Genomic DNA, 14,192 nt, shown 5'->3' with positions numbered 1-14,192 from the left:
CGACCATGAAAGCCCTCGACACCAAACTCTGGCGCGATCTCCAGCGCCTGCGCGCGCAGGTGATCACCATCGCGGTGGTGGTGGCCATCGGCGTGGCCGGTTTCGTGGGCATGTTCTCCGTGCACGAGTCGCTGCAGGGCTCGCGCGACAGCTTCTACCGCGACAACCGCCTGGCCGACGTGTTCGCCAGCGTCAAGCGCGCGCCGGTGCACCTGGGCGCGCGGCTGGCCGCCATCCCGGGGGTGGCCGAGGTCAAGCTCGACGTGGTGATGGACGCGCAGATCGCGCTGTCCAACGCCGACGCACCGGTGACCGGCCGCTTCATCGGCCTGGAGCTCGCCCGGGCGCACGCGCAGCGCCAGGGGCTGAACGCACTCACGCTGCGCAGCGGGCGCTGGCCGGAGCGCGGCCGCGCGCTGGAGGCGGTGGTGAGCGACCGGTTCGCGGTGGCGCGCGGTCTGAAGCCCGGCGACCGGGTCAACGCCATCCTCAACGGCCGGCTGGAGCAGGTGCACCTGGTGGGCACCGCCATCTCGCCCGAGTACGTGTTTGCCTCGCGCGGCGGCGCGCCGGACGACCAGACCTTCGGCATCTGGTGGATCGACCACGAACGCATGGCCCACGCCTTCGACCTGCAGGGCGCCTTCAACCAGGCCGCGTTGCGGCTGGACGCCGGCGCTTCACAGCCGGCCGTGATCGAACAGACCGACCGCCTGCTCGACGCCTACGGCACGCTGGGCGCGGTGGGCCGCGACAAGCAGCTCTCGGCCAAGATCGTGGCCGACGAACTCTCCCAGCTCAAGGTCATGGGCACCGTGCTGCCGTCCATCTTTCTCGCGGTGGCCATGTTCATCCTCAACGTGGTCATCAGCCGCCAGGTGGCCACGCAGCGCAGCCAGATCGCCGCTCTCAAGGCGCTCGGTTACAGCGATGGCGGCATCGCGTGGCACTACATCAAGCTCTCGCTGGTGATCGCCGGGCTGGGCGTGGTGGCGGGGCTGGGGCTGAGCCTGGTCATCGGCCAGCTGATGCTCGGGCTGTACGACGAGGTGTTCCGCTTCAACCACCTGGCCTACATCACCACGCCGTGGCTGGTGGTGGTGGCCACGGTGCTGGCGTTTGCCGCGGCCGCCGCGGGCACCTGGACGGCGATCCGCGCGGTGGTCCGCCTGCGGCCCGCACAGGCCATGCAGCCCCCAGCCCCACCGAGCTACCGGCAGACGCTGATCGAACGGCTGGGCCTGGGCCGGCGCGTGAGCACCGGCGCGCTCATGGTGATCCGCAACTTCGAACGCCGACCGCTGCGCGCGGCCTTCACCGTGACCGGCATCGCGCTGTCGGTGGCGCTGCAGATCTCGGGTGCGTTCTGGCTGGACGCCATCGCCCACATCGTCGACGTGCAGTTCCGCCAGGTGCAGCAAGGCGACGTGCTGGTGAACTTCCACCGCCCGGTGCCGCTGAACGTGGTGCAGGACCTGCAGCGCCTGCCCGGCGTGATGAGCGCCGAGCCCTACCGCAACGAGCCGGTGCGCGTGCGCTTGCACGGCCTGACCGAGGACGCGTCGCTCATGGGCCTGATCGACGATGCGCAGCTCCTGCGCGCGGTGGACGACGCACGCGGCCCGGTGGCCATGCCCGCCAGTGGGCTGGTGATGTCTTCGCTGCTGGCCAAGGCCGTGGGCGCGCGCGTGGGCGACCGCGTGGAGGTGGAGTTCCGCCTCTGGAGCCAGACCCGCACCACCGTGGAGGTGGTTGAGATCGTGCACACGATGATGGGCAAACAGGCCTTCATGAACCTGCACGCCATGAACGGATTGGCGCGCGACGGCGCCGGCGTGGCCGAGGCCGCGCTGCGCGTGGACCCGCTGGCCATGCCCGACTTCTGGGCCGCGGTCAAACGCGCGCCGGTGATCAACGCGGTGTTCGACAAGGCCGGCTCCATGGCCAGCTTCAACGAGACCACCTCGCGCAACATGGGCGTGTTCAGCGGCATCCTCACGCTGTTCGCCGTGGCCATGGCGGTGGGCATTGTTTACAACGCCGCGCGCATCAGCTTGTCGGAACGGGCCTGGGAACTCGCGAGCCTGCGCGTGCTGGGCATGACGCGCGCCGAGGTCTCGGTGCTGCTGCTCGGCGAACTCGGTGCCGAACTGCTGTTGGCGTTGCCGCTGGGCGCGGTGGCGGGCTGGGCGCTGGCCACCCTGATGATGCGCCTCATGTCTTCGGACAACATCGATTTCCCGGTGGTGATCGAGCCCGCCACCTACGCCTGGGCCGCCCTCATCGTGCTGGCCGCCGGTGTGGTGAGTGCCCTGATGGTGCGCCGCCAGATCGACCGCCTCGACCTCGTTGCCGTTTTGAAAGTCCGCGAATGAACACCAAGCACAAGCTCCCTGCCCTGCGCCGCTGGGCACCCTGGGCACTCGCCGCGGTGGCGGTGGTGGCCCTGACCTGGTGGGCCTTCCAGCCACGTCCCTTGCTGGTCGAGGTGGCGCCGGTCACCGTTGGCCGCTTCGAACAGGCGATCGAGGAAGACGGCCAGCTGCGCCTGAAGCACCGCTACCTGATCTCGGCCCCCACCCAGGCCGAGCTGGCACGGCCCACGCTCAAGGTGGGCGACGCCGTGCGCGCGGGCGATGTGGTGGCCACGCTCACACCCGTGGCGCCGCAGATGATCGACGCGCGCACACGGCTGGTGTTGCAGCAGCGCGTGGGCAGTGCCGACGCAGCGCGCCGCGCCTCCAGTGCACAACTGCAGCGCCTGGACACCGCACTGGCGCAGGCCAGCCTGGAGGCCGAACGCGCGCAGAAACTCGCGCGCGACAACTTCATTGCGCCCTCCGCGCTCGACCAGGCGGTGCTGGCGCGGCGCTCGGCGCAGCAGGCGCTGGACGCCGGGCGCGCCGAAGTGCGTGCCGCCGAGTTCGCACTGGCCGAAGCGCAGGCCGCGCTGGCCCGCTCGGAGCCCGGCGCGGGTGCGCGCGTGGAGGGCCTGTGGACACTCAAGAGCCCGGTCAACGGTCAGGTGATCAAGCTGCACCTGGACAGCGCCTCCCCGGTGACCGCGGGACAGCACCTGCTGGAGATTGGCGACATCACCGCGGTGGAGGCGGTGATCGACGTGCTCTCCAGCGAGGTGCAGCAGATCGCGCCGGGCTCGCCAGCCAGGCTCACGCTCACCACCGGTGCGCCGGCACTGCCGGGCCATGTGGTGCGCATCGAGCCGGTGGCCTTCACCAAGGTGTCGGCCCTGGGCATTGAAGAACAGCGGGTGAACGTGATCGTGGATCTGGACACCACCGCGCCAGGATCGCAGCGGTTGGGTGATGGCTTTCGGGTCGACGCGCGCATCACCGTCTCCAGCCAGGCCGGCGCCCTGCTCGTGCCCAGCGCGGCACTGGTGCGCGACGGCACGGCGTGGCGCGTGTTCGTGGTCGAGGGCCAGCGCGCCGTGGCCCGCGCTGTGACGCTGCGCGAGCGCCATGCCGACCTGGCCTGGGTGGGTGAAGGCGTGCGCGAAGGTGAGCAGGTGCTGCTCTACCCGGGCAGCACCATCGGCGACGGACAGGCCGTGAAAATCAGGTGACCCGCCCTGGTCCTGGTGTGCCTCCCGGGGGGTGCTGAGGGATACTGAAGCCCTCTGCATTCAACAACCAGGAAGACACATGAAGATCGGATTCATCGGTCTGGGCATCATGGGCACGCCCATGGCCTTGCACCTCGCCAACGCGGGCCACCAGCTGTTCGTACACACACGCAGCCAGGTACCGGAGGCCATTCAAGCCGCCGGCGCCGTGCGCTGCGACCACGCGGCCGCCGTGGCGCGCGAGGCCGAGGTGGTGTTCACCATGGTGCCCGACACCCCCGACGTGGAAGCCGTGCTGTTCGGCGAGAACGGCGTGGCGCAAGGCATCGGCAAAGGCAAGGTCGTGGTCGACATGAGTTCGATTTCGCCGATGGCCACCAAGACCTTCGCGAAGAAGATCAACGACCTGGGCGCCGACTACATCGACGCGCCGGTCTCGGGTGGTGAAGTGGGCGCCAAGGCGGCTTCACTCACCATCATGTGCGGCGGCCACGCAGCGGTCTTCGAGCGCATCAAGCCACTGCTGGAGCTGATGGGCAAGAACATCACGCTGGTGGGTGGCAATGGCGACGGCCAGACCACCAAGGTGGCCAACCAGATCATCGTGGCACTCAACATCGCCGCCGTGAGCGAAGCGCTGGTGTTCGCCAGCAAGGCCGGTGCCGACCCGGCCAAGGTGCGCCAGGCGCTCATGGGCGGTTTTGCGGCGAGCCGCATCCTGGAAGTGCACGGCGAACGCATGATCAAGCGAACCTTCAACCCGGGCTTTCGCATCAAGCTGCACCAGAAAGACCTGAACCTGGCGCTGCAAGGCGCGAAGGAAATCGGTGTGTCACTGCCGCAAACCGCGAACGCCGCCCAGCTGATGCAGGCCTGCGCCGCGCACGGCATGGGGGACCTGGATCACTCGGCGTTGGTGAAAGCGCTGGAGCTGATGGCCGACCACCCGGTGTCGCCCGACTGAGCGGCTCACAGAACAACGGCCCGTTTCGGGCCGCTGGTTCAAGAGTTGTTGTCGGCGGGTGGCGTGGTCACCACCTGGCCGTCTTTCACCGGCAACGTGTCACCGGGCTTGAAGCTGGTGCGCACCGTGCCGTCCTTGCCATCAAGCCGGTAGGTCACGTCGTAGCCCACGAGCTTTTGCGACTTGTCCTGCACGGTCCTGCAGCGTTGCTCGCTGGTCGTGATCACGTCTTTTTGCTGCATGTTCTTCTGCACCTGGTTGCCGGCATAACCGCCGGCCGCCGCCCCTGCCAGGGTGGCCACGGTCTTGCCGGTGCCATTGCCCACCGCGCTGCCCAGCAGGCCACCGGCCAGACCACCCACCACCGTGCCGGCGATGCGGTTCTGGTCTTTCACCGGCGCCGTGCGCTGCACGGCCACGGTTTCACACACCTCGCGCGGCGTCCTCACGGTCTGCGTGATTTCTTTCACCGCCACCACATCGGCCACCTTGGGTTGGGTCAGGGCCTTATAGCCGGTGACGCCGCTGGCGCCCAGCACCACCATGGCCAGACCGCCCACCGCCATGCCCTTGATCATTGACTTGTCCATGTGTTTCTCCTGTTCAGTGGACGCAATCTAACCGCGTTCAACGCAGCACCTGTGACAAAAGGTAGGTTGCCGGTGTCAACCCAAGCGAACTCCGGTGCGCTCCATGGCCCAGAGAACGGCGGCTTCCGTTGGCGCTGGCGGCAACAGGCGGTCGCATTCGAGCTTTACCACGGCATAACACTCGCAGGCCCTCGCCTCCAGACCCTGGCGGTCCAGCACCTCGATGCGGCCACGCGCATAGCGGATCAGGCCGTCTCGCTGCAAGGACAGCGCCACCAGCGTGACGCTCTCGCGGCGCACACCCAGTTTGCTGGCCAGCAGTTCCTGCGTCATCTGGAGGCAGTTGCCCTGCACCCGGTCCAGGTTCTGCAGGATCAGTCGACTCACCTGCTGCTCGACGGCGTGGTGGCGGTTGCACAGCGCGTTTTGCGCCACTTGCGTCAGCAGGGCCTGGGTGTAGCGCATCAGCAGCTGCATCACCGCGCCGCCCGCATGCAGCTCATCCACCACGACCTGTCGGTGCAGCCGGTGGCCGTGACCGGCGCTCTGCACGACCGCACGGCCGTTGGTGGACATGCCCCCCATCAGCAGCGGCACACCCACCACCCCGTCGTTGCCGACGGTGGCGAATTCGGCGCAGGCGCCGCTGGCCGAGAGATTGAGCAACGACACGATGGCGGTGGTGGGAAAGTAGACGTGGTTCAGGTCGCTGCCCGACTCGTAGAGCACCTGACCGAGGGGCATTTCGACCAGCTCCATGTGTTTCGAGAGGTGTTGCCAGTCACAAGCGGGCAAAGCCGCCAGCAGCTGGTTGCCGAGCAGGCCGGGCGCGACAGGGCCCCGAGGGAAAAGGCTTGAAGCTGAACCGACGGCGCGCGCCGACAGCGCTTGCGCTTTGGGCGCGTCGAGCAGCGAAGTTTCCAGGGCGATGGTCATGGCTGGGCCTCTTGAAAAAATGGATGCCTCCAGTTTTCCGGCAAGGGCGCCGCCGGTCTGTCGGTCGAACGGGCGTGCGCACGTAGGAAGGGACCTACAGGAGAACCGCCACCGGTCGTGGGCCCCGCCGGACCGGCCCAGGGACACGGGCACAATCCGCGCCTGCAGCGCTGTGCTGCGCTTGACCGGGAACCCGACCATGGACCTGCCGACCCACCAACTCACCATGACCGTGCTCATGACGCCGGACATGGCCAACTTCTCGGGCAATGTGCACGGTGGCACCATCCTCAAGCTGCTTGACCAGGTGGCCTATGCCTGCGCCAGCCGCTATGCGCGCAGCTATGTGGTCACGCTCTCGGTGGACCAGGTCATGTTCCGCCAGCCCATTCACGTGGGTGAACTCGTGACCTTCATGGCCTCGGTGAACCACACCGGCACCTCGTCGATGGAGATCGGCATCAAGGTGGTGACCGAGAACATCCGCAACCAGGTGGTGCGCCACGCCAACAGCTGCTTCTTCACGATGGTGGCGGTGGGCGAAGACGGCAAACCCGTGCCGGTGCCCAAGCTGCAGCCCGACACCCCCGACGAGCGCCGCCGCCACGCCGCGGCCCAGGTGCGCAAACAGCTGCGCCAGGAATTTGCCAGCCGCTTCGACGAGCTGCGAACCACTTCGGGCTGAGCGGATCACAACGGCCATGAAACACCCACGCCTTGCTTTTGCAGCCTGCCTCGTGACGGCGTCGGCCACGCCGGTGCTGGCCCAACCGGCCGCCGCTGACCGCGTCCCGCTGAACGCGATGGCGATCGACCGCACCGAGGTCACGATCGCGCAGTTCGCCCGCTTTGCCCAGGCCACATCCACCGTGACGCGCGCGGAAACCGAAGGCGGTGGCTTTGAATTCGACGGCGGCTGGCAGCGACGGAGCGGCTGGAACTGGCGCCAACCCGATGGCGTGCCCCCCGCCTCCCAGCAGCTGCCCGCCGTGCACCTCACGCACGCGGAAGCGGCGGCCTACTGCCGCTGGGTCGGCGGGCGCCTGCCCACCGCCGCCGAATGGCTGAGCGCGGCCTTCACCGAGCAGCGCGCCGCCCCACCCGCGCCCTGGCAGCGCGGCACCACCTACCCCTGGTCCACCGGCAACAGCCCGCTGGGCGCCAACACCAGCGACGCCGACCGCTGGCCCCGCGCTGCGCCGGCTGGCGACACCACGGCCGGCGTCAATGGCTTGCACGACATGGGCGCCAATGCCTGGGAATGGGTGAGCGATGCCCAGGGCAACGAGCGCCGCACCATGGGTGGCTCCTGGTGGTACGGCGCCTCGCAGATGAAGGCCGACGTGGTGGCCTGGAAGCCCGCCGATTTCTTCGCGGTGTACATCGGCTTTCGCTGCGCCTACGGCTGAGGCGCCCCGCGCTGGACCGGTTCCCGGCCGTTCAAATTCGGCTCACAATATCAGTGATTGCTGATTTACTTCCAAATAACGGAGACAACATGCACCCCCGACACATCGCACTCTCGGTGCTGAGCACCCTCGCCCTGCTCGGCCCCACCGCCGCCCTGGCGGACAAGGCCGCCGCCATCGACGAGATGGAGGCCTACCTCGAGTTTGTGGAGTACGGCGGCGGCGTGATCTTTGCCGAGCAGATCCCCAGGGACGACTGGAAAAAGTTCGTGTTGATCGATGCGCGCGACGCCGGGCAGTTTGCCAAGGGCCACATTCCCGGCGCCATCAACATGGACTGGCGCCAGGTGCTGGCCAAGCGCAGTTCGATCCCCAAAGACAAGCCCGTGCTGATCTACTGCAACACCGGCTCGCTGTCGGCACAGGCCGGCTTTGCGCTGCGCGTGGCGGGCTGGGACAACCTGCGCATCTTGCAGGGCGGCATGGAAGAGTGGAAGGCCAAGGGCGGCTTTGATGCCGCGAGCCGCACCCCCGCCCCCGCAAAACACTGAACGTCTGAAAAGGAGCATCCCATGATGTCGATCTCCATCAGCCTGCGTCGGGGACTGGCCCGTGCCCTCGCGATGAGCCTGGCTGCGTTGAGCCTGGGTGCATGGGCGCAGACCCCGGGCGACATGCAGCCGCAAAAGGTCGGTCCCAACAGCTGGTATGTGCAGGGCCTGGCCGCACTGGGCTCGCCGGCCAACCAGAACTTCATCAGCAACGCCGCCTTTGTGGTGGCGCCACAAGGGGTGGTGGTGATCGACGCGCTGGGCTCGCCCGCACTCGCGCGCCGGCTGGTGCAGAAAATCGCGGAGATCACGCCCAAGCCCATCACCCACGTGATCGTGACGCACTACCACGCCGACCACATATACGGCCTGCAGGTGTTCAAGGAGCTGGGCGCCCAGATCGTGGCGCAGCAGGACGCGCGCACCTACCTGAATTCGGACACCGCCGCGCAGCGCCTGGTGGCTTCGCGCAGCGAGCTCGCGCCCTGGGTGGACGACAACACCCGCCTGGTGCCGGCCGACCGCTGGCTCACCGACTCCACCGCGCTGGAGCTCTCGGGCATGCGCTTCGTGCTGGAGCGCGTGGGTCCGTCGCACACGCCGGAAGACCTGGCCATTCATGTGCCGAGCGAGCGCGTGCTGTTCGCCGGCGATCTCATGTTCGCGGGGCGCCTGCCGTTTGTGGGCCAGGCCGACAGCAACCAGTGGATCCAGTCCCTCGAACGCCTGCTGCGTTTTGACGTCGCCGTGGCGGTGCCCGGTCACGGCGCGGCGTCCACCGAGCCGCGCCAGGACATGGCGGTGATGCGCGACTACCTCACCTATTTGCGCAGCACCATGGGCAAGGCCGCCAAAGAACTGGTGCCGTTTGAAGACGCCTACAGCGCCACCGACTGGAGCCGCTTCGAGCCCATGCCCATGTTCCGGTTTGCCAACCGCATGAACGCCTACAACACCTACCTGCTGATGGAAAAGGAAAGCCTGGGCGGACGCTGAGCAGACCCCGGCGGCCATGCCGCAAAATCGCCCGGTGACGCCCAGGACCGAACCGCACGAGACCCCCTCCCCGCAGCCCGCCCTGTCGCCCGCCACCTGGCGCGGCGACCTCGGCGGCGCGTTGGGCGATCTGGGCACCCTGCTGCCCTTTCTGGTCGGCTTCATCGTGCTGGCCGGTGTCCACCCCACGTCGATCTTGCTGGCCTTTGGCCTTAGCCTCATCGTGGTGGGCTGGCGTTGGCGCATTCCTTTCCCGGTGCAGCCCATGAAGGCTGTGGGCGCAGCGGCCCTGGCCAGCGCTGCGGTGGCGGGTCAAAACTTGCCGGCGGTGCTCTCGCTGGCCGCGCTGATCACGGGGGTGTTCTGGCTCATCGCCGCGTGGAGTGGACTGGCCCGCTGGCTCGCCCGCCACGTGTCGCGCGACGTGATCCACGGCGTGGTGCTGGGCCTGGGCATCGCGCTCATCGTGGCCGGGCTGCGGCGCATCGAAGGCGACGCGTTGCTGGGCGCGGCGTCGGTGGTGCTGGCGCTGGTGCTGCTGGGCCGTGGCGGCTGGCTCACCATGCCGACGCTCATGGCCTTGGGCTGGGCGGTGGGTGGCTGGCGGCAACCCGAGCTGCTGCAGGCGCTGGCCAGCGCACCCTGGGCCATGCACCTGCCCGAGCAGCAGTGGCCCGCCTTCAACCAGTCCAGCGTGTGGCTGGCGGCCATCGGCCTGGCCGCGGCACAGATACCGCTGACTTTCGGCAACGCCATCCTCGGCATCGTGGCCGAAACGCGCCGCCTGTTCCCCGCCGTGGCGCTGGACGAGAACCGCGCCGCGCGCGGCACCGGCCTGATGAACCTGCTGGCCGGTGGCCTGGGCGCACCCCCCATGTGCTTTGGCGCGGGCGGCATGGCCGCGCAGGTGGCCTGCGGTGCGCGCACCGGCCGCGCGCCGATGTTTCTGGGCAGCGTGCTGCTGCTCGCCGGCCTGTTCGCCAGCGGGCAGCTCACCGCACTCCTGAACCTGCTGCCCGCCGGCACCCTCGGCGCCATGCTGTTCGTGGCCGGCTTCTCGCTCACCATCGGCACCGCCGGCAGCTCGCGCGACAAGGAGGCACGCGCCGTGCTGCTCACCACCGCCGCCGTGTCGGTGTGGAACGCGGGGGTGGGTGTGGTGGTGGGGGTGCTGCTGGAGACAGGGCTGCGGGCGCGGGTGATGCGGATCTGAGGTGCAATGCCCTCGCCTTTTGACTCCACTCTCACGCAACAGGTGGGCACCCTGGCCAGTCAGGACGCGCTTTTCATCCGACGGTTGGTACCCCGACGCAATGCGCCGGGCGTGACGCCCGATGCTCGAACAAAAGCGGTTGTCATGTGGCTCTGGCTCGAAAATCCCACCGCATCCGCGATCGCAGCCAACGGCTGTTCGCTGTTGAGGACCAGACTTTGAGCCTCCTGCAGGCGGACATCGAGGATGTATTCGTAAGGCGTGCAACCAAACGAATTCTTGAACAGGCGCACGAACTGCGTCCTGCTGAAACCCGCGGCCTGGGCCAGCTCACCGATGGACACATCTTTCGCAAGCCGGGTCATCACGAGTTCGCGCACACGTTCCGTCTGAACCGTGGACAGCTTGCCGCGTTCACGAACCGTGCTGTGGCGGCTGGCACCGCGCTGCTGCAATCTCATGGCCACCCCGAGTGAAAGTGATTCGGCATACAGAGCACCACTCGGACTGCCTGCCGCAACTTCGTGAACCATGGCTCGCAGCACGCCTGCCAGATCCGCATCGTGAAACTCGCGCTCGGGGCGCAGGGGCATTCGCGCCAGTTGCTCCGACAACACCGCGTCCCCGAGTCGCGCTTGATCGAACTGCAGCATGATTCGTCGAACACCGTCGCAGTGCCAGTGGGACACGTCAGCATGACCACCGGGGGTGAACAAGCCGATCGCACCCGGGCCGAGTTCGTAGGAGAAGGACCGGCTTCCGTACTGGAACTCCGCTTGCGCGCGGCCGCAGTCGATCATGGCCAGCAAGGTGCTGCCCGCGGTTTCACAAGAACCTGAAAGTTCGGGCACCGCCTCGACCCATCCGATGGGCATTCCGGCCCATCGCGACAACGCCTCAGAGCCCAGCAAATCGCGCTCCTCCAACGGGTTGACGGGTGCTGCGTTTGCGTGTGTTTGAAGCATGGTGGGTCTCCTTTGCATGTCCTCCACGGGCGTGCGAACACGGCAATGAGTCTGACGCCGAAATGCCGCTTGAGGCATACCGGTACGCGATAGCTGCTAGCGGGTTTCCGGTCTCCGGGTATTCCATAAGAAATGCGTCGCTGGTGAAAACGTGGGCCGTTGATGAAAGACGCGCGCAGCGTGCTGCGCTGCAATGCGGTCTCTGTTCCCACCCACAACAAGGAGACCGACTTGAGACACGCAACCACCCTTTCACCGCGGCGCCGCACCACGGCGGCTGCCGCTCTGACCACCCTGTTGCTGGCCGCCTGTGGCGGCGGGGGCGACGGTGTTGTCAGCACGCCCACCGTGCCAAGCCCCGACTTCGACAACCTGTCGATCAATCCGACCGTGGCCTGCAACATGGCGGGCATTGGCGCGGCGGCCCTGTCTGCCGACGCACCGGTTACTGTGCTCGATGTCAGCACCGGCAGCACCGGCGCTGGCGCCACCGACCGCGACTACTGCCTGGTCAAGGTGAAGGTCGACCCCCAGGTGAACATCTGGGTGTCACTCCCGACCGCAGCTTGGAACGGTCGCTTTCGCGCCGAGGGCAATGGCGTGTATGCCGGCAACACGCAGCTGGGCGTGGCCACCGACTCCGTGCGCCAAGGCTTCGTGGGTGTGAAAACCGATACTGGCCACACCGGAAGTCCGTTGTCTGGCGCCTTCGGCATGCTCTCACCAGGCAACCCCAATGTGCCACTGCAGGAAGACTTCGCACACCGCTCCATGCATTTGATGGCGGTGGTGGGCAAGCAGCTCACCAAGGCGTACTACGCACAAGACCCGGTGCGCTCCTACTGGTACGGTTGCTCCACCGGAGGACGCCAGGGTCTGATGATGGCGCAGCGCTACCCCGAGGACTTTGACGCCATCCTTGCGGGTGCACCTGCCATCCACTGGGACCGGTTTCAGGCGTATCACATCTGGCCGCAGATCGCGATGCGGGAGGAAGCCGGTGGGCCTATTCCAGCGGCCAAACAGACCCTCGCCACCAACCGTGCCATTGCCGTGTGCGACGGAAACGACGGCGTGACCGATGGTGTTCTCGATGATCCGCGCACCTGCGACTACGACCCCACCAACGACCTCACGATCACCACCGCGTCTTGTGCAGACAACGCCTGCCTCACACCGGGCGAGGCCAACGCGATCAAGAAAATCTGGGGTGGCGCTCGCGGGGCCGGTGGCAACTTGCTCTGGCCGGGCCTGGAGCGTGGCACCAACCTGGGGGCTCTCGCGGGGACGAATCCCTTCCCGATTCCGATCGAGCAGGCACGCTATTGGGTTTACTTTGATCCGACCTGGGACTGGACCACGCTGAACTACCTCAACTACGAGACCTTCTTCAGCGACAACATCGCCCAAGTGGGCCCACGCATGGCCACCGACAACCCGGATCTGTCGGCCTTCAAGGCCCGTGGCGGCAAGCTCATCATGTACCACGGCTGGTCAGACAACCTCATCATGCCGCAGGGCACGACCCGTTACTACGAGCGGGTGAAGCAGACCATGGGCAACGACAACGCTGACGCGTTCTCGCGGCTGTACATGGTGGGTGGCATGGGCCACTGCGGTGGTGGCACCAACGTGGATCAATTCGGCCAGGGCTCCAGCGGCGCAGTTCCCACAGAGCCCAAGACCGACGTTTTCCGCGCCCTCATGGCCTGGTCGGAAAAGGGGATCGCCCCCCAGGAAATTGTGGCTTCGCGCATCGCTGGCGGGATCGTCACCCGCACTCGGCCGCTGTGCCCCTTCCCCCAGGTGGCCAGGTACCGGGGCACGGGCAGCACCGATGAGGCGGACAACTTCCGCTGCGAGAGCCCTTGAGAGCTCACCGCAGAGTCGCGATGCAACCCGCACACAAACCGGCTTTGTGCGCGGGCCTTCAGCAACGACCATGGGAGCCTGCGGATCCCCGGCTGAGAAGTTCAGGACATGCACATGACCACGGCCTGCGCATGCCCTGGCCGTCTCATCGGTCGAGGCCTCAGACCTTGTGCTTTTTCAGCCAGTCGTTGGCCAGCTTCTGGGCGTACGTGGCGGCCGACTTGTCGTAGCTGGGGCGGTAGTCGGCGTTGAAGCCGTGGTCGACGTTGGGGAAAACCACGATCTCCGAGCCGCTGCCGCCCTTGTTGATCAGGCCTCGCATCTTCGCGATGGTCTCCTGCTTGACGAACGCGTCAATGCCGGAATACAGGCCCAGCACAGGCACCTTGATCTGGTCCGCAAAGTCGATGGGGTCTTCGGGGCGCAGCTCCGGCGCCTTCAGACCCTCGAGCAACCCGTAATACGCCACGGCAGCGTTGAGCTTGCTGTTGTGCCGAGCGTAGACCCACGCCGTGCGGCCACCCCAGCAGTAACCCACCAGACCCGTGCGCTGAACATCGGCTTTGCCGCTGGCGCGCGCGAATGCGAGGGTGGCGTCGAGGTCGGCGCAGACCTGGGCGTCGGGCACTTTGGAGACGACCTGCGAAAGGATCGTCTGGATGTCGGTCATCTTCGACACGTCGCCCTGGCGCGCGAACATTTCCGGCGCGATCGCGTAGTAGCCCTGCTTGGCGTAGCGCCGGCACATGTCTTTGATGTGCTCGTGCACACCGAAGATTTCCTGAACCACCAGGATCACCGGGAACTTGCCAGGGCCCGCGGGCATGGCGCGGTAGGCAGGCATCTTGCCGTCCGCCACAGGCACACTGACTTCGCCGGCCACCAGGCCTTTGCTGTCGGTGACGATGGCCTGGGCCAGCACCGGGTTGGATGCGAGGGCGAAACCCGACGCCAGGGACGTCATGACGAATCCGCGCCGCGAGGGGTGGGCGGACGAGGCTTGAGGGGGGTTCTGGAAGTCGATTGGCTTGAGGCCGTAGTCCATCAGTTTCATGAAAATTCCTCGGGTGGTTGGGGGTTGCGGGCGTGGAAAAACAGACAGGAAACAGA

At 67.1% G+C, this 14,192-nt stretch carries 13 protein-coding genes; 9 read left to right on the top strand and 4 right to left on the bottom strand.

All coding sequences use genetic code 11. The annotated features are described in order from the left end of the window. The first annotated feature begins 5 nt into the window (after positions 1-5). From Q1W68_RS09805 to glxR, 3 genes are all read left to right on the top strand, one after another. Complete coding sequence (locus tag Q1W68_RS09805; protein WP_300649603.1) at positions 6-2,375, top strand: ABC transporter permease; 2,370 nt, start codon at positions 6-8, stop codon at positions 2,373-2,375. After that, positions 2,372-3,586 (top strand): HlyD family efflux transporter periplasmic adaptor subunit, encoded by a 1,215-nt coding sequence (locus Q1W68_RS09800; RefSeq protein ID WP_300649601.1) that lies wholly within the window; start codon positions 2,372-2,374, stop codon positions 3,584-3,586. The genes Q1W68_RS09805 and Q1W68_RS09800 overlap by 4 nt, the downstream gene beginning before the upstream one ends. A gap of 79 nt (positions 3,587-3,665) precedes the next feature. Next, positions 3,666-4,550, top strand: a complete 885-nt coding sequence (glxR, locus tag Q1W68_RS09795) for a 2-hydroxy-3-oxopropionate reductase (protein WP_300649600.1) — start codon at positions 3,666-3,668, stop codon at positions 4,548-4,550. Between the two features lie 38 nt (positions 4,551-4,588). Here the strand turns inward: glxR and Q1W68_RS09790 are convergent, their stop codons facing one another. Further along, complete coding sequence (locus tag Q1W68_RS09790) at positions 4,589-5,140, bottom strand: glycine zipper 2TM domain-containing protein (protein WP_300649599.1); 552 nt, start codon at positions 5,138-5,140, stop codon at positions 4,589-4,591. 75 nt (positions 5,141-5,215) lie between these two features. Further along, positions 5,216-6,076 carry a Crp/Fnr family transcriptional regulator gene (locus Q1W68_RS09785; protein WP_300649598.1) on the bottom strand — a complete coding sequence of 287 codons (861 nt, stop codon included), beginning with the start codon at positions 6,074-6,076 and terminating at the stop codon, positions 5,216-5,218. 199 nt (positions 6,077-6,275) lie between these two features. Between Q1W68_RS09785 and Q1W68_RS09780 the strand changes: the two genes are divergently transcribed. The 5 genes from Q1W68_RS09780 (at position 6,276) to Q1W68_RS09760 (ending at position 10,245) form a co-directional block, all read left to right on the top strand. Continuing rightward, a complete protein-coding gene (locus tag Q1W68_RS09780; RefSeq protein ID WP_300649596.1) occupies positions 6,276-6,761 on the top strand; it encodes an acyl-CoA thioesterase in 486 nt (161 codons plus the stop codon). A gap of 16 nt (positions 6,762-6,777) precedes the next feature. Next, positions 6,778-7,485 carry an SUMF1/EgtB/PvdO family nonheme iron enzyme gene (locus tag Q1W68_RS09775; RefSeq protein ID WP_300649594.1) on the top strand — a complete coding sequence of 236 codons (708 nt, stop codon included), beginning with the start codon at positions 6,778-6,780 and terminating at the stop codon, positions 7,483-7,485. Positions 7,486-7,574: 89 nt separating this feature from the next. Continuing rightward, a complete protein-coding gene (locus Q1W68_RS09770; RefSeq protein ID WP_300649592.1) occupies positions 7,575-8,036 on the top strand; it encodes a rhodanese-like domain-containing protein in 462 nt (153 codons plus the stop codon). A 123-nt stretch (positions 8,037-8,159) separates the two neighbouring features. After that, entirely contained in the window at positions 8,160-9,032 is an 873-nt protein-coding gene (locus Q1W68_RS09765; protein ID WP_300649625.1) for an MBL fold metallo-hydrolase, read from the top strand. 34 nt (positions 9,033-9,066) lie between these two features. Continuing rightward, entirely contained in the window at positions 9,067-10,245 is a 1,179-nt protein-coding gene (locus Q1W68_RS09760; RefSeq protein ID WP_300716419.1) for a putative sulfate/molybdate transporter, read from the top strand. Between the two features lie 59 nt (positions 10,246-10,304). On the opposite strand, the gene Q1W68_RS09755 is transcribed toward Q1W68_RS09760, so the two are convergent. After that, complete coding sequence (locus Q1W68_RS09755) at positions 10,305-11,210, bottom strand: AraC family transcriptional regulator (RefSeq protein ID WP_300716416.1); 906 nt, start codon at positions 11,208-11,210, stop codon at positions 10,305-10,307. Between the two features lie 231 nt (positions 11,211-11,441). On the opposite strand from Q1W68_RS09755, the gene Q1W68_RS09750 reads away from it, so the two are divergent. After that, entirely contained in the window at positions 11,442-13,082 is a 1,641-nt protein-coding gene (locus Q1W68_RS09750) for a tannase/feruloyl esterase family alpha/beta hydrolase (protein WP_300649588.1), read from the top strand. A gap of 160 nt (positions 13,083-13,242) precedes the next feature. Here the strand turns inward: Q1W68_RS09750 and Q1W68_RS09745 are convergent, their stop codons facing one another. Further along, complete coding sequence (locus Q1W68_RS09745; RefSeq protein ID WP_300716413.1) at positions 13,243-14,136, bottom strand: dienelactone hydrolase family protein; 894 nt, start codon at positions 14,134-14,136, stop codon at positions 13,243-13,245. Positions 14,137-14,192 lie beyond the last annotated feature (56 nt).

The sequence above is a fragment of the Hydrogenophaga sp. genome (assembly GCF_030158645.1).
GTDB lineage: Bacteria > Pseudomonadota > Gammaproteobacteria > Burkholderiales > Burkholderiaceae_C > Hydrogenophaga.
The sequence above is the reverse complement of the archived record's forward strand: the minus strand, read 5'-3'. Positions and strand labels throughout refer to the sequence as shown.

Bases quoted from the DNA above. Each gene is read 5' to 3' on its own strand.
- Q1W68_RS09805 (WP_300649603.1), top strand. From the start codon at position 6: ATGAAAGCCCTCGACACCAAACTCTGGCGCGATCTCCAGCGCCTGCGC.
- Q1W68_RS09800 (WP_300649601.1), top strand. From the start codon at position 2,372: ATGAACACCAAGCACAAGCTCCCTGCCCTGCGCCGCTGGGCACCCTGG.
- glxR (WP_300649600.1), top strand. From the start codon at position 3,666: ATGAAGATCGGATTCATCGGTCTGGGCATCATGGGCACGCCCATGGCC.
- Q1W68_RS09790 (WP_300649599.1), bottom strand. From the start codon at position 5,140: ATGGACAAGTCAATGATCAAGGGCATGGCGGTGGGCGGTCTGGCCATG.
- Q1W68_RS09785 (WP_300649598.1), bottom strand. From the start codon at position 6,076: ATGACCATCGCCCTGGAAACTTCGCTGCTCGACGCGCCCAAAGCGCAA.
- Q1W68_RS09780 (WP_300649596.1), top strand. From the start codon at position 6,276: ATGGACCTGCCGACCCACCAACTCACCATGACCGTGCTCATGACGCCG.
- Q1W68_RS09775 (WP_300649594.1), top strand. From the start codon at position 6,778: ATGAAACACCCACGCCTTGCTTTTGCAGCCTGCCTCGTGACGGCGTCG.
- Q1W68_RS09770 (WP_300649592.1), top strand. From the start codon at position 7,575: ATGCACCCCCGACACATCGCACTCTCGGTGCTGAGCACCCTCGCCCTG.
- Q1W68_RS09765 (WP_300649625.1), top strand. From the start codon at position 8,160: ATGCAGCCGCAAAAGGTCGGTCCCAACAGCTGGTATGTGCAGGGCCTG.
- Q1W68_RS09755 (WP_300716416.1), bottom strand. From the start codon at position 11,210: ATGCTTCAAACACACGCAAACGCAGCACCCGTCAACCCGTTGGAGGAG.
- Q1W68_RS09745 (WP_300716413.1), bottom strand. From the start codon at position 14,136: ATGAAACTGATGGACTACGGCCTCAAGCCAATCGACTTCCAGAACCCC.